Origin of the sequence: Bartonella sp. AA83SXKL, assembly GCF_042196965.1 — a bacterium.
Taxonomy (GTDB): Bacteria; Pseudomonadota; Alphaproteobacteria; order Rhizobiales; family Rhizobiaceae; genus Bartonella.
This window is the reverse complement of sequence record NZ_JBHIRG010000007.1, coordinates 63,563-89,726: the sequence shown is the minus strand read 5'-3', so window position 1 is coordinate 89,726 and position 26,164 is coordinate 63,563. Positions and strand designations below refer to the sequence as shown.

The following is a 26,164-nucleotide window of genomic DNA, read 5'->3' as shown; positions in this document are numbered from 1 at the left end:
TTGCACTTACAAGTGCAGCCTTGTATAGCCAGAATAAAGATCAATAAATAAACAAAAAAGCAGAAAGGCGTAAAGAGTATGTCTGTTGATCAAGAGACAGTCAAGCGGATAGCACATTTAGCAAGGATTGCCCTCCACGATGATGAGATAGAACCTGTGACAAAAAAAATCAATGCTATTTTAGGTTTTGTAGAGCAATTGAATGAAATTGATGTCAGTGGAGTTGAGCCATTAACATCTGTGATGCCGATGACACTACGAATGCGTGAAGATAGTGTTACAGATGGCGATAAAGCAGCAGATATTGTAGCTAATGCCCCTGTTACAGAAGAAAATTTTTTTCTTGTCTCAAAAATTGTTGAGTAACTTTTTATATTTTTGAAATTTGAGAACCAATATGACTGATTTAACAACTCTCACAATTGCGCAAGCTCGTGATGCTCTAACAAAGAAAAATCTCACAGCAACAGAATTAACGGAAGCTTATTTAAAAGCAATAGAGTTGGCAAATCCAACTTTGAATGCTTATGTAACAATAACAGCAGAACAGGCAATGAAAATGGCTGCTGAATCAGACAGTCGCTTAGCGAAAGGACAGGGAGGGCTTTTGGAAGGAATTCCCTTGGGGATTAAAGATCTTTTTGCAACCTATGGTGTTCATACTCAAGCCTGTTCAAATATCCTTGATGGTTTTAAACCGCACTATGAATCAACTGTCACGGCTAATTTATGGCAAGATGGTGCTGTGATGTTAGGAAAACTTAATATGGATGAGTTTGCTATGGGCTCATCCAACGAAACATCATATTATGGTCCCGTTATTAGTCCATGGAGAAAAAAAGGCTCAAATGAAAAACTCGTACCCGGTGGTTCTTCAGGGGGATCCGCAGCCGCTGTTGCTGCACAAATTTGTGCTGGTGCAACTGCAACCGATACAGGTGGCTCAATACGTCAACCAGCAGCTTTTACTGGAACTGTAGGAATAAAGCCAACTTATGGACGTTGTTCGCGATGGGGCGTTGTCGCGTTTGCTTCATCTCTTGATCAAGCTGGACCTGTTGCTAGAGATGTTCGTGATTGTGCTATCTTACTCAGATCAATGGCCTCTTTTGATGAAAAAGATTCTACTTCCGTCAATTTACCAGTTCCTGATTATGAAAGTTATCTTGGTCAATCAATCAAAGGAATGAAAATCGGTATTCCAAAAGAATATCATGTGGATGGAATGTCTCCAGAAATTATTGAGCTTTGGCAAAAAGGAATAAATTGGTTAAAAGAAGCAGGTGCTGAGATTAAAGATATTTCTTTGCCCCATACAAAATATGCTCTACCTTCTTATTACATTATAGCTCCTGCAGAAGCCTCTTCTAATTTAGCGCGTTATGATGGTGTGCGTTTTGGTTTGCGCATGCCTGGAAAAGACATCATTGAGATGTATGAAAATACGCGTTCTGTTGGTTTTGGTGATGAAGTCAAACGGCGCATTCTGGTTGGGACTTATGTTCTTTCATCAGGTTATTATGATGCCTGTTATTTAAGAGCTCAAAAAGTAAGAACACTCGTAAAACGTGATTTTGATCAATGTTTTGCTTCAGGCATTGATGCTATTTTGACACCAGCAACACCAACATCTGCTTTTGGTATTGCTGATGAAAAAATAAAAAATGATGCTGTAGCAATGTATCTTAATGATATTTTTACTGTACCAGTTAATATGGCTGGATTACCAGGAATTTCTGTTCCTGCTGGTCTGTCATCAAATGGTTTACCTCTAGGATTGCAATTGATTGGTAAACCTTTTTCTGAAGAAGTCATTTTTCAGATAGCGCACATTATTGAACAAGAAGCAGGAATATTCAGTGCAGAAAAATGGTGGATGTAATAGTCAAAATTCACAAAGGAGCATTTCTCATCCTTAATGAGAAATGCTTTTTTAAATGGTGGAGGGATGAGCTCTATTTCCTTAATTCGTAGTCTTACCCACCAAGATAGGCTTCTTTAACACGCGAATCAGAGAGCATAGTTTTTCCTTCACCGTGAAATAAAATATGTCCTACCTCTAAAATATAAGCATAGTCAGCTATGGAAAGTGCAGCAAATGCATTTTGTTCAATAAGAAGAACAGTTTTCCCCATATCATTAATTTTTCGAATAATCGAAAAAATTTCTCGAACGAGAAGTGGTGCTAACCCCAACGAGGGTTCATCTAATATGACCATATCAGGATTGCTCATAAGTGCACGGCCCACAGCAACCATCTGTTGTTCACCACCTGACATTGTTCCTCCCAACTGTTTTGCTCTTTCACGTAGGCGCGGAAAAAGATCAAATATCCATTCAATATCACGGGAAATTCCCTGCTTATCGTGACGAATATAAGCGCCTAGATGAAGATTCTCTAAAACAGTGAGATGGGGCATGATACGTCGTCCTTCAGGGCTTAGAGCAATCCCTAATCGCAAAATCTCTTCTGGTGATTTTTTAATAATAGATTTGCCATTATAGGTAATTTCTCCATAAACAGAGCGATTAAGCCCTGTAATAGAACGTACAATACTGCTTTTTCCTGCACCATTGGCTCCAATTAAAGTGACAATACTGCCCCGCTTTATGGACATAGAAAGATTTTGGACAGCTTTAATGGCGCCATAATGAACGTAAAGATTTTTTATTTTAAGAATATCCATAAACATCTCCGCCAAGATAAGCTTCAATAACTTTAGGGTTATTACGAATTTCATCTGGTGTACCACTGGCAATGCAACAGCCATATTCCATAACCAAAATATGTTGGCAAAGCCCCATAACCACTTTCATATCGTGCTCAATAAGAAGAATTGTAAGATCAAAGTCTTTTTGCACTTTTGCTATGAATTTTCTAAGATCTTCACTTTCTTGTGGATTCATGCCAGCAACAGGTTCATCAAGAAGAAGCAATTTGGGCTTTGTGGCTAACGCACGTGCAATTTCTAGACGTCGTTGCACACCATAAGGTAAAGCTGTTGCCGATTGATTGGCAAGATGATCAAGTTGTAGCTGTTCAAGGAGCTCCAAGGAATTTTTATAAACTTCCTTCTTTTCTTTTATTGCTTTTGAAAAAAAGAGAGCTGAAGAAAACCAAGGATATTTTTGTCGAACATGCGCTCCTACCATAACATTCTGCAAAACCGTTAACCCTGAGAAAAGACGAATATTTTGAAATGTTCTGGCAATATGGCTTCTACAGATAATATAAGGAGACGCTCCAGAAATTTTTTTCTCATCAAAAAGAATAATGCCGCTTGTAGGAGCATAAAATCCAGAAATCATATTGAAAACTGTTGTTTTTCCAGCACCATTGGGACCAATTAATCCAGTAATACTTCCTCGTTTAATTGCCATATTAACATTATTTACAGCAACTAATCCGCCAAAACGCATTACAATATTATTGAGTGAAAGGATATTGTCGTTCATAGCTTTCCCTCAGTATTAGAAAGCTTTTTGCGTGTCAAAAAGCTATAAATTCCATTCCATGAAAACTCTCGTTGTCCCATTAACCCTTTTCTCCAAAACAAGATAATTACCAGCAATAAAAGAGAAAAAACAACCATACGAAGCCCTGGGGTTTCTGGAATATGTATAAAACCTAAGTCAAATGGACTTTCAATAATACGAAGCCATTCAAGCATGACTGTAATAATAATGCTGCCAATAATGCTCCCTGTAATTGAACCGAGACCACCAGCAACAACAATCATTAAAATATTAAAAGTCAGAAGAAAATTAAACATTTTTGGATCAATGGTTGAAATAAGAGCCGCCATTAATGCGCCACCTATACCTGCAAAAAACGCTCCAACAGTAAAGGAAAAACTACGGTAGAAAAAAGCATTAATTCCCATAGTTTTCGCAGCTATTTCATCATCACGAATAGCACGTAATACGTTACCAGTATTACTTTGCAGTAAGAGGACAATAAAGAGAACTGTAATTGCTAGCCAACCATAGTTCCACCATAATGTTGCATTTTGAGGTATTCCTTTGATTCCCAAAGAGCCATTTGTGAGCGATGTTGCGTTCGTAATGACAATGCGAATAATTTCCGCAAAACCTAATGTTGCAATTCCAAGATAATCGCCACCAAGACGCAATATTGGTAAAGCAATTAATAAACCTATAACAGCAGCACACAAACCACTTACAACAACAGCGATAAAAAAAGGTAACTGCAAATGATATAATGGTTCAGCAATAGGCTCAAGAATCCACATCATTTCTTTTTGTTCAGGGGAAAGAAGTAAAATTGCGCAAACATAAGCACCAATAGCCATAAATCCAGCATGTCCAAGAGAAAACATACCTGTGAAACCGTAAATCAAATTAAGCGAAATTGCCAATATCGCATTAATAGCAATCAGATTGATGATACGAAGCGTATAGTCATTAAAATGGCTATCAGCATAAAATAAAAAACCTATGAGAACTAAAACACTTATACACGATAAAACAGTTGTCGCTGACTTTGCCATTAGATTTTCTCCTGATTTCTTTTACCCATTAATCCTGTGGGCAATATCAATAGAATCAGAATCAATAAAATGAAAGCGAAGGCATCTCGATATCCAGATAGCGCGGGGAAAAATGCGATAATCATAATTTCAATAAACCCTAATAACAATCCTCCCAACATTGCTCCTGGTATCGAACCAATACCTCCGATAACAGCAGCAATAAATGCTTTGAGACCAGGAAGAACACCCATATAAGGCTGAATTTGAGGATAACGTAAAGACCACATAATGCCAGCTATGGCGGCAAGAGCTGAGCCTATTCCAAATGTAAACGCAATAACTTTATTGACAGACACACCCATCAAACGTGTTGTTTCAATATCATGGGAGATTGCGCGCATAGCAAGACCCGGTTTTGTTTTATGGATAATCCATAATAGTAATAAAATAAGAATTAATGACACAAAGGGAACGATCAGAGACATGGGAGCAATTCTGATGATACCATCTGCTCCTGATCCTAGATGCCATAAAAATGGTGTTACAAGAAAGTCTGGCTGTTGTACACCTTTCGGAACACCACTAAAGAGTACAGTAGCAAGATTTTCAATAAAAAAAGAAACACCAATTGCACCGATAAGTGCCGAAATACGCGGAGCATGGCGTAGAGGTTTATAAGCAAATTGATCAACAGCAACACCCACAGCACTTGTAATAAAAATGGAAAAACAAAGAGCTAAAACCCAAATCGGTGTAAAGTCTTGCGGGGAAATTTTAAAATAATAAACAAATCCTAGCGCAAGAATTAAAAAAGCAGCAATCCAATAAATTGGAGGACGCCTTTTAAAGCCTATAAAGACCGAATAATAAACAAGAGCAACAAGGAACAAAAGAAGAAAAGCTGCCCAAGCAGGCATAAAGCCAATTGTGGAAAAGAAAACAAAATATGCTCCCAGCATAAAGATATCACCGTGAGCAAAATTAATGAGTCTCAGTATACCGTAGACCATGGTGTAGCCAATAGCAATAAGCCCATAAAGAGATCCCAATGCCAGTGCATTAAAAAAGTACTGGATGAACATTTCAGTGCTCATCTCTCATCCTTCCACATTTGTTAATTTACATAGGACAATAAGAAATTTCTAAATTTGGTTGAGAAAAAAATCCTCAACCAATTCTTGCATTTTAGTAAGTAAAACTTTTTAATTAAAAAGCAGGTTTAACTTCTTCTAAATAAACACGTTTTCCATCCTGTATTTTAATGATACCAATAGGAATTTTAGGGTTATGATTTTCATCCATTGACATATCCCCAAAGGGGGTAGGAAAATCTTTTAATTGGCTAAGTGCGATAGTAATTTTTTCACGATCAGTGCTACCAGCATTTTCAATAGCCTTCATGAACATCATATAACTCGTGTATCCCAAAACAGAATTGATATTTGGCTCTTTGTCTGGGTAAGCTTTTTTCCATTCTTTTGTGAATTCTTGCGCAGCTACTGACATATTTGGCATATCCTCACTATAGGGAAGTGTCGTATGTAAGAAACCTTCTGCAGCTTTTCCTGCAATCGTAATGGTTTCTGGATTATCCATAGCATCTCCACCCATAATTTGAAACTTAGCCCCTAATTCTCGTGCTTGTTTCATGATGATAGCACCTTCAGAAAAGTAAGATGGAATGAATAAGATATCAGGTTTCTGGGCGATAATTTGCGTGAGAACAGCTGAAAAGTCCTGATCTCCAGAATTATAATTTAAATTTGAGATAACTTCACCACCTAATTTTTTGAAAGCACGCGTAAAATAACTTGCAAGACCAATAGCATAATCGCTTGAAATATCTTTAAGGATAGCAGCCTTTTTTGCGTGTAAAGTTTGGCTTACATAAGTTGCGATTCCTACTCCTTGATAGGAATCAATAAAGCAAGCACGAAAGTAATATTTTTTACCCTGTGTAACAAGGGGACTTGTTGAGGACGTTGTAATGGTTGGAGTCTTTGCCTTTTCAGATATTTCACCACCTGCTAACGAGAGTGAAGAACCATAGCTACCAATGATTCCACTCACTTTTTCACTTGCTGTTAAACGCATAACAGCATTAGCCGCTTCTACTTTATCAGATTTGTTATCAATAATAACAAGTTCCACTTTACGTCCTAAAATTTCTGGAACTTTTTTATGGGCTAATTCTATACCTCTAATTTCAAGCTGACCTCCAAATGCATTTTGACCACTTAATGGAAGATAAACACCAATCTTAATAGGTTCACTCGCATAAACATTTGCTGTAAATGCCATAAATGCTGCGATTATCGTAAGGATTTTCTTCAATTGCATTGCGCATTTTCCTTAATTGAATTGTCGTTTTTTCACCTTATATTGAACTTCTTCATCATGCAAGTTACACATTAATCAAAATATCATTATGTAAAAAAACTTTTATATGACCTCTTTTGTAGGGCACCCCTTGTAAGGTATGTAAAGTGTACAATCAAATAGTTTTATAAATATTCATGTTGATATTCTCTGACATTAACATAGAAGATACGACAATGTGGGGAAATCTTATCTTGGGGCTTGCGTGTTGATACAAGAGCAATGTTTACTTAAACTTAGAGAATCAATATCGTACAATTTATAAGCTACAGGATCACGTTATTATGACGAGTAAGGATGCATTAAAGGATTGTTCCCCATCTGAGGATAGTATAGGTGCTTGTGGGGAGATTATCGAAATCAGTGGTGTCATTAAGTGGTTTGATGGTAGTAAGGGGTATGGATTTATTGTACCTGATTTACCTCATTTTCCCGATATATTATTGCATGTTACGGTAATGCGAAGGGATGGTTTTCAAACAGCTTTAGAGGGAGCTAAAGTCATTTGTGCTGTGGAAAAAACTGAACGAGGGTTAAAGTGCGTTCAGGTGAAATCCATAGATTGTTCTTCAGCAATTCATCCATCAGAAGTTCCTGCCCGTACCCATGTTGTTGTTACTCCAGAAAGTGGACTAGAACGAGCAATTGTTAAATGGTTTAATCGTGACAAAGGATACGGTTTTCTTAGCCGTGGGCAAGGAACAGAAGATATTTTTATTCATATGGAAACATTGCGCCGTTTTGGTTTAGCAGAGCTTCGTTCTGGCCAAGTTGTTCTTGTACGTTTTGGTAAAGGAGAAAAAGGTTTAATGACAGCAGAGATTTATCCGGACATAGGCATTCCTTTAGCTACGCATTGAATTTCACGAGTGAAATCAGTATGTTTTCTATATTTTTAAAGATGGTTATTCCGTAAATTGCTATAGAGGTAGATTTTTAAAGAAAATATGGCTCTCGTGAATCCATAAACCAAATGAAGAAAATTTCGCATATTACGTTGAAAGAAACTAGAAAATAACAAGGAAGCAATCCTCTTTTTTTTTGACTTTTAAACTCTGGTACCTTTTATTTTAGAAACAAAATTTAAAATTTTTCTGTGGTGGAGACAAGAATGTTAAAGCCTTTTAAAAAGGGGCATATTGTTTTATTGGTGATGCTTTTTATGTTAGATATGCGTGTTGTTGTAGCAAAGGAGCCCATAGAGATTCCTGTGCATCCAATTCCTTTAGAAATACATACAAAGCAAGGTTCGGTTTTTTATAAGGTAGAGATTGCTTTTACGCCATCTCAAGCAGCAGCTGGTTTAATGTATCGAACTGATTTTCCACGCGATCGTGCAATGCTCTTTAAGCAGCTAAAAAGTTCTCGATCGGGAGATGAGCAGAAAATTTTTATGTGGATGGCAAATACGCCTTTACCTTTAGATATGATTTTCTTAAACTCTGAGGGAATTATTGTATCGATTATTGAAAATACTTCTCCACTTTCAACAAAGACCATTTCATCAGAAGTTCCTGCAGCTTTTGCACTTGAAATTAACGCTGGTGAAGTTTCTAAAAAAAAGATACAAAAAGGACAACGTGTTATTCATCCTGTACTTTGTGGAAAGTGCAATAAAAAATGACCGCTGAAGATATTCGTTTTTTTGAATATAATGGTTTGCAATTTGCTTATCGAGAAGAAGGGCAGGGCGCGCCTATTTTGTTGATCCATGGTTTTGGATCTTCTGCACGGGTGAATTGGTATGCAACGGGTTGGTTTCGTATTCTCACTGAAGCAGGATATCGTGTTATTGCTCTTGATAATCGCGGTCACGGAGATTCAGTTAAAAGTTATGATCCTGTCTTTTATACACCTCAAGCTATGGCTGGCGACGCAGTAAAGTTACTGCAGCATTTAGAGTTATCTAAAGCCCATGTTATGGGATATTCTATGGGGGCTCGTATTAGTGCTTTCATGGCTCTTTTGCATCCAACATATGTACACAGTGTTATTTTTGGTGGTTTAGGTATTGGTATGGTGACGGGAGCAGGAAATTGGGAGCCTGTTGCTGAGGCCCTTTTAGCAGAAGATATTTCCACTATTACCAATACGCGCGGTTTAATGTTCCGTAAATTTGCAGATCAAACGAAAAGCGATAGGCGTGCTCTTGCTGCTTGTATCATTACATCAAAACAGGAGTTAACGGTGTCTGAAGTTTACAAAATCAAACAACCAGCACTTGTTGCCGTTGGTTCATTAGATGAAATTGGCGGTGATGCAGAGCCATTGGCAGCCTTGTTGCCTTGTGGTGAAGTTTTATCAATTCCTGATCGAGATCATATGCTTGCTGTAGGCGATAAAGTTTATAAAAAAGGCGTTATCGATTTTCTTTCTCGTTATCCTATAAAATAAGAACTCTTCATAGCTTTTAGAATTTACAGAAATACCCAATATTTTTATTTCGTATAAATTGAAAAAAGCTTATTAAAAAATCTTTCTGTTGTGACATAAGTTTTTATAAAAAATGAAAAGAAAAATAAACTCTTATTAGCTTATTTTGTATATTTTCCAGAGACGTAATTCTTCTAAGATTAGATAATTATAATTTAAAGGTTATTAAAAAGAATTATTTTCGAATGATGTAATAAATATTTTTTGCTAAAAAATGTAGTTTTAAATAAAAAAATATTTTTATTTGTATTTTTTATAAAATAAACAAAATTATAAATCATTGATCAATTTATTTTTACGAATATGCGTTTTAAATACAGATGCTAAAATTGGAGATAAAGTAAAATTATTAAAAATATACAGTTTTTTTGCCATTTTTTAATCTATACGGGTATATTTAATAATGATAGACTCCTTTTGTAAACGTTCTTTATGAATGTATAAAGAACGTTGTGAATATATGTAATATTAAGTAAATATTCAGATTATGCTTTTTTACTGACTTTACAGAATCATAAGAGTGTCTTATTTGCACGACACGCAATTATTTTAATCGTTTCAAAAAAACAGGAGAGCATAGTGAATGCTGATGAAATAAAAAAACTTGATAATTATTTTAAAAATATATTCCAAAACTCAGCATTGCAAGTCAGAGCACGGCCTAAAAAGAGTGATTCTTGTGAGGTTTATATGGGAGATGAGTTTTTAGGCATTATCTATCGAGATGAAGATGAAGATGAGCTCTCCTATAATTTCTCAATGGCTATATTAGATATTGATTTAGAAAATTGATTCGTTATTCATAGTTGAATGAAGTCTTTTTTATCCCATAAGATTTATATAAGTTTTAACGCTTTAAAACTCGTATGGTTATTTCGTGCAATAATAAGATGGTCATGGATAATAATTCCTAATGCATTTGCGGCATCTTTTAATCTATATGTCATTGTTATATCTGCATTAGAGGGGGTGGAATCGCCAGAAGGGTGATTGTGGACTAAGATAAGTCCTGATGCGGATAACTCTAAAGCTCGAGAAATAACTTCACGAGGATAAACAGGGGTATGATCAATGGTTCCAGTTTGTTGTACCTCATCAGCAAGTAAGCCGTTTTTCTTATCAAGAAACAAAATACGAAATTGTTCACGTGTTTCGTGAGCCATAACAGCTTTACAATACGCTAACACTTTATCCCATGATGAAAAAATATCGCGCTTAAACAATTGCGCACGAGCAAGACGTCCAGCAACATCTGAAATAATTTTTAAATCAACTGCAGTGGCGGGACCACATCCTGGAATTTCTTGAAGTCGGTGAATATCCGCTCCCAACACATCAGCTAATGAACCAAAACGTGCTATCAAATTTTTAGCTATGGGTTTTGTGTTTGCACGGGGTATTGTGCGAAAAAGCAATAATTCAAGATATTCATAATCTTCAATTGCATTTCCTTTTGACTTTAAATAGCGCTTCCGAAGACGTTCACGATGGCCTTGATAATGTTTATGAAGCTGTGCGTTTTTCTGAGGCTCTTCACTTTTTCTTTCTGATACTGGGGTGAGTGGAGAACTCGATGTTAATGCAAAGTGATTACTTTGAGTATCTTCCTTTTGATTTAATTTTTTAGCCATAACATCTCTACATTGCGTTAGGTATGCGAATTTGGAATATAAAAAATATTTTTAGGAGATTGTGTAAATATTTCATACCCTTCATTTGTAACACCAATTGTATGTTCATATTGTGCTGTCAGAGAGCGGTCACGGGTAACAGCAGTCCAACCGTCAGATAAAATCTTAACTTGTGGTTTACCAAGGTTAATCATAGGCTCAATTGTAAACATCATACCTTGTTTTAATTCAACTCCTTCTCCAGGATTTCCATAATGGAGGATATTGGGAGCATCATGAAAAAGCTGGCCGATACCATGTCCGCAAAAATCTCTCACAATTGAACAGCGTTCAGATTCAGCATACTGTTGAATGGCTGCCCCAATATCACCTGTCGTTACTCCAGGCTTAACGACAGCGATTCCTTGCATAAGACTTTCATAGGTTATTTTTAGCAAGCGTTCTGCTGCACGCCTAATTTTTCCAACAGGATACATTCGGCTTGAATCCCCATGCCAACCATCAAGGATAAAGGTTACATCAACATTTACAATATCACCTTCTTGCAAAGGTCTTTTATTGGGAATGCCATGGCAGACAACGTGATTGATAGATGTACAGCATGAATGGCTGTATCCATGATAATTTAGATCAGCAGGAAGTGCTCCTCGCTTAGCTCCAAAAATAAATACAAAATCATCTATTTCTTGCGTAGTAACGCCCGGCTTAATAATATCTGTAAGCGCATCAAGGCATTCTGCAGCAATACGACCAACTTCACGCATTTTAGCAAAAGCATAATCATCGAAAATGCGGATTTTTCCATTAAATTTTAAAGGGATTTTATTATATTCGATATACTCAGTCATTGTTTCTTCTATTTTCTATTTTTACTCTCTGAATCGGAAAAATGCCTTCTACACTTACATGACACTTTACAGCATAACATTCTACTCCTGATTTTAATGCTAAATCAAACTTACGTCCATAGAGTGGATCAAGATCATGACAAATTGTAAAAGCTGAGCAATCTTCTCGTTGAATAATATAAAGCATAGCAGCTCGTTTTCCTTGTTGTACAACTCCTACGAGCTCATCAAGGTGACGTGCACCACGTTTTGTTTCGCTATCAGGAAATTCTGCTAATCCTTTCTGACGAATAAAATGAACATTTTTGACTTCTAGGTAACAATCAGGAAGAATGTCATCACGTAAAAGAAAGTCAATTCGTGATTGTGTCCCATAGCGTTGTTCTTTTAAAATTGTTTTATATCCACTTAATTCTGGTAGTAATCCGTTTTGAATTGCTTCTAACGCAAGTTTATTGGGTAAAGAAGTATTAATGCCAACCAAAGTATTATCGGCTTCAATAATTTCTAATTGATAGGCATATTTTCGTTTGATGTTGTTATGATAAGAAAGCCAAATATTGGTGTTGAAAGCTGTTAATCCAAGCATTGATCCTGTATTAGGTACAGACACGGTGAGGACATGCTGATCATCTTGTTGAACATCCGCAAGAAAACGTTTATAACGACGGATAAGCTTTGCAGGAAAAAGTTTGGGAATAAAGTGCATATCCCTTTTTTAGGATTTATGATTTCATAATTCAACTGAGATTATGATTTACAGGGGCTGTTCCCTATTAAAAAAGATAAAATTGATGTAAAAAACGCTACGATATCTTATATAAATTGTTATAAATTCCATCGTTCACTTTAATGGCTTTTAAAATTTATTATTAGGTTTAGAAACTATTATCTTTGAATGAAAAGATAGATTATCTATAATTTATTATTAAACAGCATTAGAGTATTGTGAAAAAGGTTTCGTAAAAATAGTGGAGAGGGAGATAGTTTAAGTGAAACTAGGTAAAATTGATGGCAGGAACGAATAGGAATCGTGAAAATTTAACAAATGGTCCCATTATTATTTTAGTTGAACCGCAGCTTCCTGAAAACATTGGTATGGTCGCAAGGGCAATGGCAAATTTTGGGCTTTCTAAGCTTCGATTAGTCAAACCTCGAGAAATGTTTCCAAATGAAAAAGCTAGAGCTGCTGCAAGTAAAGCTGATCATGTCATTAACAATGCTGTAATTTTTAACACATTGCGTGATTCAATTGCAGATTTACACTATGTTTTTGCCACAACAGCACGTGAAAGATGTGGATTTAAAACTGTAAAAAGTGCTGTCGAAGCAGCAAGCGTATTACGTCAGCGTGAAAGTATCGGACATAAGACCGGGATTGTCTTTGGAAGAGAGAGATGGGGACTAGAAAATGATGAAATCAGCCTTGTTGATGAAATTATTACTTTTCCAGTTAATCCTGCTTTTGCGTCACTTAATATTGCGCAAGCGGTTCTTTTAATGTCTTACGAATGGATGAAAACTGGTTTAGAGAATGTCAGCGATACGGCATTTCGTGCAGCAGAGATGGAACCTGCAAATAAAACAATTTTCCATGGTTTTTTATCTCAGTTAGAAGAGGCTTTGAATATCCGTGGGTATTTTAGACCACCAGAACGTAAAGAAGTAATGCTTGCAAATTTGCGCTCTGTTTTTACGCGCGCTAACTTTAGTGAACCTGAGGTTCGTTTATTGCGAGGCATTATATCTTCTTTGGATCATTTTTCGCCACAATATCCACGGGGGAGTAGAACACCGGAAGAGCGTGATCGTAAAAAAATTAAAAATAAGTGTGGAAACTAATGGATGAACGACCTGTTCTTTTTTTTGATAGCGGTATTGGTGGTTTAACAGTGTTCAGGGAAGCGCGTGTTCTTATCCCTGACATGCAATTTATCTATGTTGCTGATGATGCAGGATTTCCTTATGGAAATTGGAAAGAAAATATTTTGAAAGAGCGTATTTTGAAGATTTTTACAAATCTTTTAACACGTTACAATCCAGCTTTATGTGTGATTGCTTGCAACACTGTTTCTACACTGATGATAGCAGATTTACGACAGAATTTTCCTCATATCCCTTTTGTAGGAACGGTTCCTGCAATTAAATCAGCTGCTGAACAAACAAAATCTGGTTTTATTTCCGTATTAGCGACTCCTGGAACAGTTAAACGTGCTTATACAAATGAATTAATTAACTCTTTTGCTAGACAGTGTCATGTTCAGCTTGTGGGAAGTAAAAAGCTGGCTGGACTTGCTGAAGATTATTTACGGGGAAAATCTATCGATTCAGAAGAGTTAAGAAAAGAAATCCTGCCATGTTTTGTGGAAAAAAATGGACAATATACGGATGTTATTGTTTTAGCCTGCACACATTATCCTTTTTTGATTAATTTCTTTCGTGAACATGCTTTATGGTCCGTTGAGTGGATTGATCCGGCGAAAGCGATCGCCAAACATATCAGATCTTTATTACCATTGTCGGGAAAGATACACCATCAATATATAAAGAAATATCAAGATTTTGCGTTGTTGACATCGAAAAATATCACTTCTTTAACGGAGAATTTGTTTAAAGGATTTGGCTTAAAACTCATGAAAGGAGTTGACTTTGGGTTACGAGACCAATAATGATGATCTAGCTATTTTTTCAAGAAAATAGCATTAATTGACGTGTCCCGTGGATAACTTTGCATATTGATATGTTAAGGTATTCTGTCAGTCTTTAGTATTTAAAGGCAGAGGAGGGCGCGTTTCCTTGGGGTCTTAAGATCTCGTGTTTTATTTATAAGGAAATGCGATGAGTAAACGCGAAACAACAAAGTATAAAATTGACCGTCGTATGGGAGAAAATATTTGGGGGCGTCCAAAATCTCCTGTCAATCGTCGTGATTATGGTCCAGGTCAGCATGGACAGCGTCGTAAAGGAAAACTTTCTGACTATGGGGTTCAGTTGCGCGCTAAACAGAAATTGAAAGGGTTTTATGGAGATATTTCAGAAAAACAATTTCATAAAACCTATGAAGAGGCAGCTCGTCGACGGGGCGATACTGGCGAAAATCTTATCGGTCTGTTAGAATCACGTTTGGATGCTGTTGTTTATCGTGCAAAATTCGTACCTACGATTTTTGCTTCTCGCCAATTTATCAATCACGGTCATGTTAATGTCAATGGGCGGCGCACAAACATTCAATCTTATCGTTGTAAACCAGGTGATGTTATTGAGGTTCGGGAAAAATCGAAACAACTTGTTTTAGTGTTAGAATCAGTGCAATTGGCAGAACGTGATGTCCCTGATTATATTGAAGCAGATCATAAACAGATGAAAGCAACCTTTACACGTATTCCTGCTTTTGCAGATGTTCCTTATGCTGTGCAAATGGAACCTAATTTGGTTGTTGAATTTTATTCTCGATAATTTTTCTGTAAGAGAAATTGTTTCTCTCTTCTATTATAATAACTTCAAAATATTGTGTTATTCTTACAATATTTGAAGTTAATAAGTTCTTTTTGTAAATGGTTCTATATTAAGTTTATTGCTATGTTTTATAGTCATAAATTTGTATAGTTCCATTTCTTTTTTGTGTATCTAATTTATAAATTCAAAAAACATAAATATAAGCTTGCTTTAATATTTGTTTTTATCTTTGCAAAACGAGCCGTTTATTGTGCAGGATATAGTATTATGAATGATGTTTCAGTTGAATATCAGGCAATAGAAGAAAACAAAGGGAGAGATGATCCTTTAATAAGCGAAGCAGATAATTGTCATCCAATGTTTCGTGTTGCTCCTTCAAGCGTAGAATTTAATAAATTGCGCAAACGACTTTTACGTCATATGCGACAAGCTTTGGATGATTTTTCTATGCTCTCTACAGGGAAAAAATGGCTTGTTGCTTTATCGGGTGGAAAAGACTCTTATGGTTTATTAGCGCTTCTTTTAGACTTAAAGTGGCGAGGTCTTTTATCCGTTGAAATTCTTGCCTGTAATCTTGATCAAGGGCAACCAGGATTTCCTAAGCATATTCTTCCAGATTTTTTAAGTTCTTATAAAATTCCATATCGTATTGAATATCAGGATACTTATTCCATTGTTACAGATAAATTGGCAGAGTCGCAGACATATTGTTCACTTTGTTCTCGATTACGACGTGGTAATCTCTATCGTATTGCACGTGAAGAGGGATGTTCTGCATTAGTTTTAGGTCATCATCGTGATGATGTTTTAGAAACATTTTTTATGAATTTGTTTCATGGTGGCCGATTAGCTGCTATGCCTGGAAAACTTAAAAATGATGAAGGAGATCTTTTTGTGTTACGTCCTCTTGTTTATGCTGCTGAGGAAGATATGGAAAAATTTTCTCAAGAAATGCAATTTCCAATTATTCCTTGTAATCTTTGCGGTAGTCAAGATGGATTACAACGTAATGCAATGAAAGAAATGCTGAAAAATATAGAAAGACAAATGCCAGGACGTAAAGATACGATGATTCGCGCTTTAACAAATGTACGCCCAAGTCATTTGCTTGATAAGAAATTCTTTGATTTTAAAACGTGTTAATAAAAATTAGATATTTTAAAAAATAAGTTCAAAGAATTTACGATAAGATACTTATTTATAATGATAATTTATTGTTTTTTAATTTAAATACCGTCAGATTGTTTTGTTTCAAATTCTCTTATATTGCATCTATAAAAAACATCTGCCTGCATATCACAAAGGAAATTCTTGTGTGCATAAAACACTCTTGAAAAAAGTTTCCTTTCACTAACCAATGACTGTCGTAATATGAAAAATGGGAAAATAGTACGGTTGTCGATTTGCTCTTTTGTTAATTAAAGATGGTGAACCTTGTGGATTTTATTCTTTTGCGCCGCTGTCACCGCCATTTAAAGCTCATTTAAGGCATTAAATTAAGAGAATATATAACTGCTTGGTATTTGGGGAGTGTATAGCAAACATTCAGAGCAAGGATTGCTCGTAAATTCTCATGAAGTGAGCTATATAAGTGATCAAGTTCGATTGTGAGTAGCTGATCTTTTTATAAACCGATGCTAATAGAAATCTTCATCATTGAGGACAGGGAAGGAGTTAAATTTTTAAACTGCTATACCATAAAGGTCATAGGCATCCGATTGTTCGATTTTAACGGTGACAAATTCACCAACACGCAGTGGGCGTCGTGATGATATATGGACAACACCATCTATTTCTGGAGCATCGTACTGACTACGTCCTTTGGCAACTTTTCCTTGACTTTCATCGATAAGCACTCGGAGTCTTTTTCCAATTTTTTTCTTTAAAAGATGTGTAGAAATTTGTTGTTGTCTTGCCATAAAACGATGCCAGCGGTTTTCTTTCACCTCTTCAGGAATATTTTCTAATCCCAAATCATTTGCGGCAGCTCCTTTTACTTTTTCATATTTAAAGCACCCCGCGCGTTCAATTTTTGCTTCTTCTAGCCATTCTAGAAGTATATTAAAATCTTCATTCGTTTCACCAGGAAAACCAACGATAAATGTTGATCGCAAAGTAAGATCTGGACATATTTTCCGCCATTTTTCAATTCTACGGTTTGTTTTTTCCATAAGTGCGGGACGCTTCATGTGATGCAAAACAGTCGGTGATGCATGCTGAAAAGGTATATCCAGATAAGGAAGAATTTTTTTTGCAGCCATAAGTTCGATAACTTCATCAACATGGGGATAAGGATAAACGTAATGCATACGTATCCAAATACCCATATCGCCTAGTTCACGACAAAGATCAAAGAATTTCGTTTTGATTGTACGATCTTTCCAAGAATTTTCGAGATATTTAAGATCAACACCATAAGCACTCGTATCTTGTGAAATAACCAAAAGTTCTTTTACACCCGCTTGCACGAGTTTTTCAGCTTCACGAAGAACATCGCTGATGGGACGTGAAGTGAGATCACCACGCAAAGTAGGGATGATACAAAAACTACACCGATTAGAGCATCCTTCAGAAATCTTTAAGTAGGCGTAATGGCGAGGTGTTAAACGAATACCTTGGGGAGGAACTAAATCAAGAAAAGGATCATGAACAGGAGGAATTGCTGTATGAACAGCTTCTATAACGCTTTCATAAGCTTGCGGTTTTGTAATAGCCAATACATTAGGATATGTTTGGCGAATAGCATCAGGATCAGCACCAAGACACCCTGTTACAATAACTTTTCCATTTTTTTTAAGAGCTTCATCAATATTGGCTAATGATTCTCTCCTTGCCGAGTCAAGAAAACCACAGGTATTCACAATAACGACATCAGCTCCTTGATGTTGACGTGAAATATCATACCCTTCAGAGCGAAGGCGTGTAATAATTCGCTCAGAATCTACGAGTGCTTTTGGGCATCCGAGGGAGACAAAACTAATACGAGGTGCTACCATAATGATCCTACAATTACTATGAATGATTGAGTTACGCTTTTATTAACTTAAAAATAATGTTCTTTATTTTTATACCTATGCAATACAATCTGTTACAAAGTTATTTGATTTTTTTCTACAAAATTTTATATGTTTTTATGCATGCATACAATTTTGTCTTATTATATCGTAAAATTCCGTCATTGAGGATGATGATATAAGGCTGCTTCCTTCAAAGCATTTAAGTTCTTTTCAAAGTACGTGGTGAATATTTTAAAACTTACTTGTCAAGCCTTGCGTAAGAGAAGGACATGGAGGGGAAGGGGAAAGTGAAACCCGCTCGATAAGGATCTGGATTGTTTATAAACCTAATTGGGGGCATCCTTTGGCTGTGGAGAAGAAGTCAATTGCGTGTGGCACAATAAAAAAATGCTCAACAGTTTCTTACTGCGATATCTATCGCGTACTATAAGGTTCATTTTTTAATATTTTCGAATAAGACCGGTAAGTTTGCCTTGTATTTCTACACGCTCGGATTCGTATGTCCGTACTTCATAATGAGGATTTGCAGCTTCTAATGCAATAGAAGCTCCTTTGCGTCGATAACGTTTTAATGTGGCTTCTTTTTTATCAATAAACGCAACAATAATTTCACCTGTTATTGCTGTATTTTGACGTTTCACAATGATCGTATCTTTATCAAGGATACCAGCCTCCATCATAGAATCATCTTTAACTTCTAATGCGTAGTGCTCACCTGTATTAACCATATCGAGTGGAAGAGAAAGGCTGTTTATTTGTTGCAGTATAGCAGAGGCGGGTACGCTTGCAGAAATACGTCCCATAATAGGAATGGTGATATTTTTTTCTTCTTCTTCATCAAAGGGACGCAAGCTTTTTGATATTTCTCTTTTCTTTCTTTCTATCATACTGGGAGAAATTTTACGTGCTAAAGAAAGGTTAAATGTTATTTTTTCAGGGAGTCGAATCACCTCCACAGCACGAGCACGATTGGGCAAGCGACGTATAAAACCTCGTTGTTCTAAGGCTATAATGAGCTTATGAATACCAGACTTTGAAGAAAGTTCTAATGCATTTTTCATTTCTTCAAAAGAAGGAGGAACACCAGTTTCTTTTATATGGTTATGAATAAACAAGAGTAGCTCATATTGTTTACATGTTAACATTCAATATTCCAATCAAAATAATAAAAATTAGTAAAGTAAAAATACATTTATATATAGCACTTTTACAATTTTTATCGCCAAATCAAAATTATTTTCTTTGTTTTTGATCTTATATTTAATAAATAAATATTTTTATTTATAGATATATTTAAATTATTATTTATATACTGTATATATACATTAATATTAAATAATGTATAAATATACTTTATAGTTCTGACTGAATTATCCAATACTAAATTTTGTGACTAGTATTATCCTTTTCTTCTAAAAATATATCTACGTATTTTGTAAATTTTAATATAAAAAAGTTAACTAGAAGGCATTCTATATATTCAGAACACTTAAAATCAGTTTGCATACTGCATATTATTTCTGCTTTTTTATTCTTAGTAAAATTATCTACAGCTCTAATAGTGAGCATAATTTATAGTCATTCGGGATATTTTCAATGAGACTAAATTTTGCTTCATATCTAATTTATTCTATAGGATAAATTGGCTTTTGTTATTATTCATTATACATGAACAAAAATCATACTCTCAAAGCCATTGTTGCTCATTGTTCCATTTTCAAGTCTAACGTGTCAACCGCTATATACTATTTTCATAACCCCTAATGTTGCGATAATTTTTGGTTATTAAAAGGAGGCATAAAAGGTATTTTCATTTCTTTTTTATAGTTTTATTCTCTCACTTATATCGGTCAAGAAAATGCTTTTTATTGTTTCAATATAAAAAAGATTTGAAATGAGAAAAACTTACAATATTTGAGACTTTTCACTCAAGTGAAAAATGATAAGTTATTATAAATCAATATATTATCTTATAAAGCTGTATTCATATTTGAAAATTGAACACTAAAATATAAAGATATAAAAATAATATTATAATAAAAGGTATTTTTTCTTCTCTACCCATTATGCTCAACAACCCATGTGAGGGGAAGGGGGTATTTCTCATAATTTTAACGCTTCGAATCTATGCAATATTTTGCAGTGAAATTTTTCCTTTATTGAAACTTCAAAAAGAAGATTAAAGAGTACTTATACAATGATGAAGTAAAGGGGCGAAAACGGAAAATTATTGATAACTGAAGAAAATAATAATATTTTTTCCAAAAGGTGTTGACCAAATGGAAAGTCAACCGTATGTTCCCTTCACTTTCTGCAAACTAGATAGTATGCAAACTAGATAGCTTGTGTGAGAGCGCGTAGCTCAGCTGGTAGAGCAACTGACTTTTAATCAGTAGGTCCAGGGTTCGAATCCCTGCGCGCTCACCAAATTTAAGTAATATCAATAGGCTATAAAAAATTTAAGAATCTTTCTTGTTTTGATTCTTTTTGAAGTTTTTATTGATTCTATTTTTATCAGCTGTTTTGGAATAGAGCGATGTTATGCTTTCTCCTTTCCAACAAAAAAGAGCTTTAAGCTTACGGATAGGGTTGTACCTGCGTTGGCAGCATATGTGGTTTCTAATTTTCTCAATCCATAGGTGTTTTTTTTAATACCCACTGCATTACATGATTCGCAAAACAGTTGCTAAAATCACCACTTATTCACATTTATATTATGAAATGAATTTTCTATAAGATGTTGATTTGTTTAACTTTTAATCTTTTTAACATCTACTAGACTACATTTATTTCGTATGAAAACCATAAAAAGGTTAACAATACGTTAATTTTTTGATAAAAGGGGACAATTCAAGAGTGGTATATACGCGAGGGGATCATTTAAAAACGTAAATTCTTCCGTTGCGTACAAAAAGCGTGACGTGGTTTTTACAGTAGTACTTAACAGAAATAAGTGGACTGAATAGATGCCTTCAAATAGAAAAAAGAAAATTACTTTTATGACTAAACCAACACTTCAATTGTTTTCTATGATTGTCATTTCTCAGTCACTTGTATCTTGTTGCGCAAGCCAAACTATGAATTTTTCAATAAAAGATTCCTATCACAATAAACCAATTAACGTAAACACTTCTATACTACCTCAACAAGTCTCCAATAAGAAGAATCAATCGGAAGAAAAAAAGCGTGGACGAGCGATTGTTGGTAAACCTTATCAAATAAAAGGAAAGTGGTATTATCCTCAAAGTGATCCAACTTATAAACGTGTTGGCGAAGCATCTTGGTATGGTTCAGATTTTCATGGACGTTTAACTGCCAATGGTGAAATTTATGACATGAATCTTTTGACTGCTGCTCATCCTACAATGCCTTTACCTAGCTATGCTCGTGTTACTAATTTGAAAAATGGATCTTCAATCGTTGTTAGAGTGAATGATCGCGGACCTTTTATGAAAGACAGAATCATTGATTTATCAAGGCAAGCTGCGACAATACTGGGGTATGTAGATAGGGGGATCGCAGATGTTAAAGTAGAATATGTTGCTGAAGCACCTGTTGGATATTATGATGGTGCATATTTAATGTCCTCTTATACTCCTGGAAATGCTGCCCCATATTCATTAGCGTCGGAAAATGTTGCGAAAAAAAGAGAAACTGTTTTGTTAAAAGAGCAGCGCAATACAGGGAACAAAAAAGAATTAGCTAAAGCAGCTGCTGTTGAACAAGAACAACGTAATAAAACTGTTGCAGTTAAATTGCCAGAAATTGGTCCTATCATGGTTGATAAGCCGATACCATTCGATCAAGTTGCTTCTATAAATAAGCTAAACAAAAAAACAAAGGTTAATTGGCTACAACTGTTTTAAGAAAAAATGCATTGATTTTTTATCTATATAATTTTCTAGTAAAAAAGGTAAGAAATTACGGATTTAGTGTAGGATTTTTATCTTAAAGCGCGTTGTCCTTTTCAAAAAGCGTGGTTGGGTGCTATTATTATAAATTCAGTACGGACTTTCCACTCCATTGCTGGTCTATTCGTTGTTTTATGATATTGCTTGCTTAATAAAGCGTGTACTTTTCTTGCTGTAATAGCTTTTGCTGGACGAAGGTAGATTATTGTATAAGTCTGTTTTTGTAATCTCTAAAACAACTGTACAATCGATTTGAGAGGAATAAAAAGCTTAACAAGTAAAAAAATATTTTCTTTTGATTCGTCCTTGCATCTTTCTAAAGTATCTACAGTAATATCTTATGAAAAGATTATGCATTATCTCATGCTTTTGTTTATCATGTTCTTTAATGGAGTAAGTTCCCTCACGAAAAACAGAGCGTCTCAAACAAAATACACTTACATTGCCAATTCATGGACTTATTTAAAAGAGACATACTTTAACACGCTACAAGCCTATTTTACGACAGCGCCTGTGAATGGTATAACTGTTAACGCCTTTAGACATCAGCATCTTTACACTTATGAAGATATAAATCGACACCATCATACACTTTGCAAGTCCCCAATGTTTTGTGCGATAATTCTTAACACTTGAGAGGTTGATAAGAAGTATTTTTACTCTCTTTTTTAATAATTTTTATCCATATACGAACCCTACTTATGACCCATAAGTAAGCGATTTTTAATGAATTCAATATGAGAAGAGGGGATGAGAGAATCTTACACTATTTTGAGTTAGCTTCAATTTTAAAATGATAATTTATCATAACAAATCAAAATACTATCAATAAAAATAGGAAAAAATCTTTTGTCTCTCATACATTTAAAATGTTAAAGTGAACCTACATGGAAGATAAAAAACGTGTCATATTATTTTTTCTAAAGCTAAATGAAAATAAAATCTTTTTATGAGTTGTAAATAATTCCTCAATTTTCAGAAATCAAAAAGTTTTTTCCTATATAAGATTCTTTATGTTGATCTTTGGGATGGGAGGAGCAGCTATGTATACAGCATTAAGGATCTTATTGATATTATGGGGAGTATTGGCATTTGATAAGTGGGGGAGAGCACAAGATTTTCAAACTCCCACATCCCAATTGTTATTACTCGATGATGATACAGAGACAGTACTCTATGAAAAACAAAGTGCTATTCCTTTTTTTCCTGCTTCATTAGTAAAATTGATGACAGCAGAAGTTGTATTTCATCAATTAAAAAAAGGATTATTAAAAAGTACGCAGAAATTTAAGGTCAGTGAAAATGCTTGGCGCAAGGGTGGAGCACCTTCTGGTACAACCACTATGTTTGCAAAAATAAAAACAGAAATCAGTGTTTCTGATCTGTTGCGTGGTTTAATTATTGTCAATGGAAATGATGCTGCTATTATTCTTGCTGAAGGAATATCAGGACATGAAGATCATTTTGTAAAACTGATGAATCAGCGCGCAAAAATGATTGGATTATCTCAGAGTCATTTTGTTAATGCAACAGGGCTACCCGAAGAGGGACAATTTGTAACTGTGCGTGATATGATTATATTAGCACGTCATATTGTTCAGGAATATCCGGATTATTATGCACTTTATTGTGAGTCTCATTTTACATGGAATAATATTTTTCAACGTAACAAAAACCCTCTTATTTCTAAGGAAATTGGTGTAGAAGGATTTGGTTTTGGTTACAGTGAAAAAGAAGGTTTTTCAATGGTTGCCACTATTTCTAAAAATCATCGACGTCTTTTTTTAGCAATCAATGGTTTGCAAGATGGTAAAAAATATACAAAAGAAATAGAACGCATTCTTCAATGGGGAATGACGGCTTTTGATCTCAAAACGATTTTCACAAAAGGAGAAATAGTTGGTCGTGCTGCTGTTTATGGTGGTAAGAAAAATTTTGTTCCACTCATTGTTAAAACACCAATAAGTTTTATGCTTTCGAATGAAAAAAAAGTAAATGTTAAAGCAAAAATTAAATATCATGGTCCATTGAAAGCTCCCATCGTTTCTGGGCAATCAGTTGGCGTTATTCAAATTTTAGAAGATAAAAAGGTTCTTCTGGAAAAACCAGTTTTTGCCGGAATGAATGTTTGGGAAGGAAGTTTCTTTGCAAAAGTAAAAAATGCATTCTATGAAATAACAATTGGATGGTTACGGAAATATTTATAGTTACGCGCTAATAAGGTTAAGATCATACGTGTCAGGTTATTTTATTACATTCGAAGGAGGGGACGGGGTAGGGAAAACGGTGCAGATTTCTTTACTTGCTGAGTCTCTCTCTCACCAAGGTTATGATGTTGTCACAACACGAGAACCAGGAGGAACGCCAGGAGCAGAAGCAATCCGGCATATTTTGTTGTCGGGGCAGGCGCGACAGTATGGACCGTTGATTGAAGCTGTTTTGTTTACAGCTGCACGTGTCGACCATGTTACTGAGGTTATCGCACCTTCTTTGCAAAAAGGTAAAATCGTTTTATGTGACCGCTTTATTGATTCTACACGCGTTTATCAAGGACTCAATAATAGAGTCAGTTCTTCTTTTCTTTCTGTTTTAGAGTGTATTGCGCTCAATGGTATTTTGCCTCATTTAACATTTTTATTAGATATGCCAGCAATGTGTGGTATGAAGCGTGCAAATTTGCGAAGAAAAAAAACAGAAGAAATTGATTATTTTGAAAAAGATCAGTTGGAAATTCAAGAACAAAGGCGTCAGGCTTTTCTTCAATTGGCCAAACAAGAACCCCATAGATTTCGAGTCATTGATGCCACTGGCTCAGTAGAAGCTATTGCTCATCAAATAAAAAATATTTGTCATCAGGTATTGTTGGATCAGCTTTCATGAGTAATTTAAATACCTTACGCCAATATGATGATATTGATACAATTTTATCACCATCCCAGAACAATGTTATCTTTGGTCATGAGGATGTGCGTCATTTTTTGACACAAATGCTTAAAGAAGAGCGTTTGCATCATGCATTATTATTTGAAGGAGAATATGGGATTGGAAAGGCTACATTAGCCTTTCATCTTGCTTGGAACATTTTAAGTTTTCAACAGAGTGCTTTCTTGAAACCCGATCCTTATTCTACCCCATGGCGCCAAATTACACAAGGAAGTCACCCTGGTCTTTTGTATATTTCACGTCGATTTGATGTGAAAACGCAAAAGTTTAAAACAGGAATACTCGTTGATGATATCCGTGATATTATGCATTTTTTAAGCCGAACATCACAAGATAATGGATGGCGTATTGTTATTATTGATTCTGCAGATGATATGAATAGAAATGCAGCGAATGCAATTCTCAAAATACTTGAAGAACCACCTACAAAAACGTTATTTGTTATTATCGCACATTCTTCAGGAAAATTGCTTCCAACAATCCATTCACGGTGTCAAAAAATTTCTTTTCGTCCGTTGAATAACGATGAAATGAAAAAAGTTATTACACATATTTTCGCCCATCAGGATTTACCTGATGAAAAAACAATTGAAATGATTATTAAAAAATCTAAAGGAAGCCCTCGAAAAGCCGCTTTACTTATTTGCCATGGCGGTCTTGAAATTATTAAAACAATTGATGCTCTCCTAGAGAAACCTGTTTGTAACGCAACAATTGTACATACTCTTGCACAAACATTTTTATCTACTTCTTCTACATTCCAATTTCAACAATTTTGTGATGAAATTCTTAATAAAATTCAAAAAAAAGCTATCATGCTCGTTGAAAAGGGAGACTTATTTCTCTCAAAAAAATATGCGGAAAAATGGCAGGAGATTCATCAAGAAATAGAGGAAATACAACTGTTTAATCTCGATAAAAAGCAGTTTGTTATTAACTTACTTTTTAAAGTTCATAAGATCATTCATGAGAATTAGTTTTTCCGTGACAATGCGATGAACAAGCGTTATGTCATTATATCTTCTATTTATAGCGTTTTACAACGAGTATGAC

24 protein-coding genes and 1 tRNA gene are annotated in these 26,164 nt (G+C 35.1%); 15 read left to right on the top strand and 10 right to left on the bottom strand.

Features of this window, described 5'->3' with window-relative positions:
* Positions 1–78: 78 nt before the first annotated feature.
* Both gatC and gatA read left to right on the top strand, forming a co-directional pair.
* Positions 79–366: an Asp-tRNA(Asn)/Glu-tRNA(Gln) amidotransferase subunit GatC gene (gene gatC / locus ACFINO_RS05200; RefSeq protein ID WP_375655185.1), complete on the top strand. Its 288-nt coding sequence runs from the start codon at positions 79–81 to the stop codon at positions 364–366.
* A gap of 31 nt (positions 367–397) precedes the next feature.
* Positions 398–1,882, top strand: a complete 1,485-nt coding sequence (gene gatA / locus ACFINO_RS05195; RefSeq protein WP_375655184.1) for an Asp-tRNA(Asn)/Glu-tRNA(Gln) amidotransferase subunit GatA — start codon at positions 398–400, stop codon at positions 1,880–1,882.
* A 94-nt stretch (positions 1,883–1,976) separates the two neighbouring features.
* Here gatA and ACFINO_RS05190 read toward each other — a convergent pair whose 3' ends face one another.
* The 5 genes from ACFINO_RS05190 to ACFINO_RS05170 form a co-directional block, all read right to left on the bottom strand.
* Positions 1,977–2,687, bottom strand: coding sequence for an ABC transporter ATP-binding protein (locus ACFINO_RS05190; protein WP_273791026.1), 711 nt, complete (start codon positions 2,685–2,687; stop codon positions 1,977–1,979).
* A complete protein-coding gene (locus tag ACFINO_RS05185) occupies positions 2,674–3,456 on the bottom strand; it encodes an ABC transporter ATP-binding protein (protein ID WP_375611930.1) in 783 nt (260 codons plus the stop codon). Before ACFINO_RS05185 ends, ACFINO_RS05190 begins: the two co-directional genes overlap by 14 nt.
* The gene (locus ACFINO_RS05180; protein WP_375655183.1) at positions 3,453–4,511 is read right to left on the bottom strand and encodes a branched-chain amino acid ABC transporter permease; all 1,059 of its coding nucleotides are present in this window, start codon (positions 4,509–4,511) and stop codon (positions 3,453–3,455) included. Before ACFINO_RS05180 ends, ACFINO_RS05185 begins: the two co-directional genes overlap by 4 nt.
* Positions 4,511–5,587, bottom strand: a complete 1,077-nt coding sequence (locus tag ACFINO_RS05175; RefSeq protein WP_375655182.1) for a branched-chain amino acid ABC transporter permease — start codon at positions 5,585–5,587, stop codon at positions 4,511–4,513. Before ACFINO_RS05175 ends, ACFINO_RS05180 begins: the two co-directional genes overlap by 1 nt.
* A gap of 112 nt (positions 5,588–5,699) precedes the next feature.
* Positions 5,700–6,833, bottom strand: coding sequence for an ABC transporter substrate-binding protein (locus ACFINO_RS05170; RefSeq protein WP_375655181.1), 1,134 nt, complete (start codon positions 6,831–6,833; stop codon positions 5,700–5,702).
* A gap of 323 nt (positions 6,834–7,156) precedes the next feature.
* Here ACFINO_RS05170 and ACFINO_RS05165 point away from each other — a divergent pair, with 323 nt between their 5' ends.
* The 4 genes from ACFINO_RS05165 to ACFINO_RS05150 all read left to right on the top strand — a co-directional run bounded on the left by ACFINO_RS05165 (position 7,157) and on the right by ACFINO_RS05150 (position 10,097).
* The gene (locus ACFINO_RS05165; RefSeq protein ID WP_273791031.1) at positions 7,157–7,732 is read left to right on the top strand and encodes a cold-shock protein; all 576 of its coding nucleotides are present in this window, start codon (positions 7,157–7,159) and stop codon (positions 7,730–7,732) included.
* 251 nt (positions 7,733–7,983) lie between these two features.
* Positions 7,984–8,496 (top strand): DUF192 domain-containing protein, encoded by a 513-nt coding sequence (locus tag ACFINO_RS05160; protein ID WP_375655180.1) that lies wholly within the window; start codon positions 7,984–7,986, stop codon positions 8,494–8,496.
* On the top strand, positions 8,493–9,266 hold the full coding sequence (locus ACFINO_RS05155) for an alpha/beta fold hydrolase (protein WP_375655179.1): 774 nt from the start codon (positions 8,493–8,495) through the stop codon (positions 9,264–9,266). The genes ACFINO_RS05160 and ACFINO_RS05155 overlap by 4 nt, the downstream gene beginning before the upstream one ends.
* Before the next feature lie 618 nt (positions 9,267–9,884).
* On the top strand, positions 9,885–10,097 hold the full coding sequence (locus tag ACFINO_RS05150) for a DUF3126 family protein (RefSeq protein ID WP_375621268.1): 213 nt from the start codon (positions 9,885–9,887) through the stop codon (positions 10,095–10,097).
* A 44-nt stretch (positions 10,098–10,141) separates the two neighbouring features.
* Here the strand turns inward: ACFINO_RS05150 and radC are convergent, their stop codons facing one another.
* Genes radC through sfsA form a run of 3 tightly spaced genes read right to left on the bottom strand, consistent with a single transcriptional unit; the run spans position 10,142 to position 12,493 of the window.
* Complete coding sequence (gene radC / locus ACFINO_RS05145) at positions 10,142–10,936, bottom strand: DNA repair protein RadC (RefSeq protein WP_375613419.1); 795 nt, start codon at positions 10,934–10,936, stop codon at positions 10,142–10,144.
* A 17-nt stretch (positions 10,937–10,953) separates the two neighbouring features.
* A complete protein-coding gene (gene map / locus ACFINO_RS05140; protein ID WP_375655178.1) occupies positions 10,954–11,784 on the bottom strand; it encodes a type I methionyl aminopeptidase in 831 nt (276 codons plus the stop codon).
* Positions 11,777–12,493 carry a DNA/RNA nuclease SfsA gene (sfsA, locus tag ACFINO_RS05135; protein WP_375655177.1) on the bottom strand — a complete coding sequence of 239 codons (717 nt, stop codon included), beginning with the start codon at positions 12,491–12,493 and terminating at the stop codon, positions 11,777–11,779. Before sfsA ends, map begins: the two co-directional genes overlap by 8 nt.
* Positions 12,494–12,795: 302 nt before the next feature.
* Between sfsA and ACFINO_RS05130 the strand changes: the two genes are divergently transcribed.
* From ACFINO_RS05130 to ttcA, 4 genes are all read left to right on the top strand, one after another.
* Positions 12,796–13,626 carry an RNA methyltransferase gene (locus tag ACFINO_RS05130; RefSeq protein WP_375655176.1) on the top strand — a complete coding sequence of 277 codons (831 nt, stop codon included), beginning with the start codon at positions 12,796–12,798 and terminating at the stop codon, positions 13,624–13,626.
* Positions 13,626–14,453: a glutamate racemase gene (gene murI / locus ACFINO_RS05125; RefSeq protein ID WP_375636756.1), complete on the top strand. Its 828-nt coding sequence runs from the start codon at positions 13,626–13,628 to the stop codon at positions 14,451–14,453. The genes ACFINO_RS05130 and murI overlap by 1 nt, the downstream gene beginning before the upstream one ends.
* Positions 14,454–14,622: 169 nt before the next feature.
* On the top strand, positions 14,623–15,240 hold the full coding sequence (gene rpsD / locus ACFINO_RS05120) for a 30S ribosomal protein S4 (RefSeq protein ID WP_273722651.1): 618 nt from the start codon (positions 14,623–14,625) through the stop codon (positions 15,238–15,240).
* 267 nt (positions 15,241–15,507) lie between these two features.
* A complete protein-coding gene (gene ttcA, locus ACFINO_RS05115; protein ID WP_375634106.1) occupies positions 15,508–16,383 on the top strand; it encodes a tRNA 2-thiocytidine(32) synthetase TtcA in 876 nt (291 codons plus the stop codon).
* Positions 16,384–16,922: 539 nt separating this feature from the next.
* Here the strand turns inward: ttcA and rimO are convergent.
* Together rimO and lexA are read right to left on the bottom strand one after the other, a co-directional pair.
* On the bottom strand, positions 16,923–18,236 hold the full coding sequence (rimO, locus tag ACFINO_RS05110; RefSeq protein ID WP_375655175.1) for a 30S ribosomal protein S12 methylthiotransferase RimO: 1,314 nt from the start codon (positions 18,234–18,236) through the stop codon (positions 16,923–16,925).
* A gap of 461 nt (positions 18,237–18,697) precedes the next feature.
* On the bottom strand, positions 18,698–19,402 hold the full coding sequence (gene lexA, locus ACFINO_RS05105) for a transcriptional repressor LexA (protein ID WP_375655174.1): 705 nt from the start codon (positions 19,400–19,402) through the stop codon (positions 18,698–18,700).
* Between the two features lie 1,206 nt (positions 19,403–20,608).
* Between lexA and ACFINO_RS05100 the strand changes: the two genes are divergently transcribed.
* The 5 genes from ACFINO_RS05100 (at position 20,609) to ACFINO_RS05080 (ending at position 26,088) form a co-directional block, all read left to right on the top strand.
* Positions 20,609–20,684 (top strand) — tRNA-Lys (locus tag ACFINO_RS05100).
* A 539-nt stretch (positions 20,685–21,223) separates the two neighbouring features.
* Positions 21,224–22,123: a septal ring lytic transglycosylase RlpA family protein gene (locus ACFINO_RS05095; RefSeq protein ID WP_375655173.1), complete on the top strand. Its 900-nt coding sequence runs from the start codon at positions 21,224–21,226 to the stop codon at positions 22,121–22,123.
* A gap of 1,088 nt (positions 22,124–23,211) precedes the next feature.
* Positions 23,212–24,375, top strand: a complete 1,164-nt coding sequence (locus ACFINO_RS05090; RefSeq protein ID WP_375655172.1) for a D-alanyl-D-alanine carboxypeptidase family protein — start codon at positions 23,212–23,214, stop codon at positions 24,373–24,375.
* Between the two features lie 28 nt (positions 24,376–24,403).
* Positions 24,404–25,048, top strand: a complete 645-nt coding sequence (tmk, locus tag ACFINO_RS05085; protein WP_375634099.1) for a dTMP kinase — start codon at positions 24,404–24,406, stop codon at positions 25,046–25,048.
* Positions 25,045–26,088, top strand: a complete 1,044-nt coding sequence (locus ACFINO_RS05080; RefSeq protein WP_375655171.1) for a DNA polymerase III subunit delta' — start codon at positions 25,045–25,047, stop codon at positions 26,086–26,088. Before tmk ends, ACFINO_RS05080 begins: the two co-directional genes overlap by 4 nt.
* Positions 26,089–26,164 lie beyond the last annotated feature (76 nt).

Bases quoted from the DNA above. Each gene is read 5' to 3' on its own strand.
- gatC (WP_375655185.1), top strand. From the start codon at position 79: ATGTCTGTTGATCAAGAGACAGTCAAGCGGATAGCACATTTAGCAAGG.
- gatA (WP_375655184.1), top strand. From the start codon at position 398: ATGACTGATTTAACAACTCTCACAATTGCGCAAGCTCGTGATGCTCTA.
- ACFINO_RS05190 (WP_273791026.1), bottom strand. From the start codon at position 2,687: ATGGATATTCTTAAAATAAAAAATCTTTACGTTCATTATGGCGCCATT.
- ACFINO_RS05185 (WP_375611930.1), bottom strand. From the start codon at position 3,456: ATGAACGACAATATCCTTTCACTCAATAATATTGTAATGCGTTTTGGC.
- ACFINO_RS05180 (WP_375655183.1), bottom strand. From the start codon at position 4,511: ATGGCAAAGTCAGCGACAACTGTTTTATCGTGTATAAGTGTTTTAGTT.
- ACFINO_RS05175 (WP_375655182.1), bottom strand. From the start codon at position 5,587: ATGAGCACTGAAATGTTCATCCAGTACTTTTTTAATGCACTGGCATTG.
- ACFINO_RS05170 (WP_375655181.1), bottom strand. From the start codon at position 6,833: ATGCAATTGAAGAAAATCCTTACGATAATCGCAGCATTTATGGCATTT.
- ACFINO_RS05165 (WP_273791031.1), top strand. From the start codon at position 7,157: ATGACGAGTAAGGATGCATTAAAGGATTGTTCCCCATCTGAGGATAGT.
- ACFINO_RS05160 (WP_375655180.1), top strand. From the start codon at position 7,984: ATGTTAAAGCCTTTTAAAAAGGGGCATATTGTTTTATTGGTGATGCTT.
- ACFINO_RS05155 (WP_375655179.1), top strand. From the start codon at position 8,493: ATGACCGCTGAAGATATTCGTTTTTTTGAATATAATGGTTTGCAATTT.
- radC (WP_375613419.1), bottom strand. From the start codon at position 10,936: ATGGCTAAAAAATTAAATCAAAAGGAAGATACTCAAAGTAATCACTTT.
- map (WP_375655178.1), bottom strand. From the start codon at position 11,784: ATGACTGAGTATATCGAATATAATAAAATCCCTTTAAAATTTAATGGA.
- sfsA (WP_375655177.1), bottom strand. From the start codon at position 12,493: ATGCACTTTATTCCCAAACTTTTTCCTGCAAAGCTTATCCGTCGTTAT.
- ACFINO_RS05130 (WP_375655176.1), top strand. From the start codon at position 12,796: ATGGCAGGAACGAATAGGAATCGTGAAAATTTAACAAATGGTCCCATT.
- murI (WP_375636756.1), top strand. From the start codon at position 13,626: ATGGATGAACGACCTGTTCTTTTTTTTGATAGCGGTATTGGTGGTTTA.
- rpsD (WP_273722651.1), top strand. From the start codon at position 14,623: ATGAGTAAACGCGAAACAACAAAGTATAAAATTGACCGTCGTATGGGA.
- ttcA (WP_375634106.1), top strand. From the start codon at position 15,508: ATGAATGATGTTTCAGTTGAATATCAGGCAATAGAAGAAAACAAAGGG.
- rimO (WP_375655175.1), bottom strand. From the start codon at position 18,236: ATGGTAGCACCTCGTATTAGTTTTGTCTCCCTCGGATGCCCAAAAGCA.
- lexA (WP_375655174.1), bottom strand. From the start codon at position 19,402: ATGTTAACATGTAAACAATATGAGCTACTCTTGTTTATTCATAACCAT.
- ACFINO_RS05095 (WP_375655173.1), top strand. From the start codon at position 21,224: ATGCCTTCAAATAGAAAAAAGAAAATTACTTTTATGACTAAACCAACA.
- ACFINO_RS05090 (WP_375655172.1), top strand. From the start codon at position 23,212: ATGTATACAGCATTAAGGATCTTATTGATATTATGGGGAGTATTGGCA.
- ACFINO_RS05080 (WP_375655171.1), top strand. From the start codon at position 25,045: ATGAGTAATTTAAATACCTTACGCCAATATGATGATATTGATACAATT.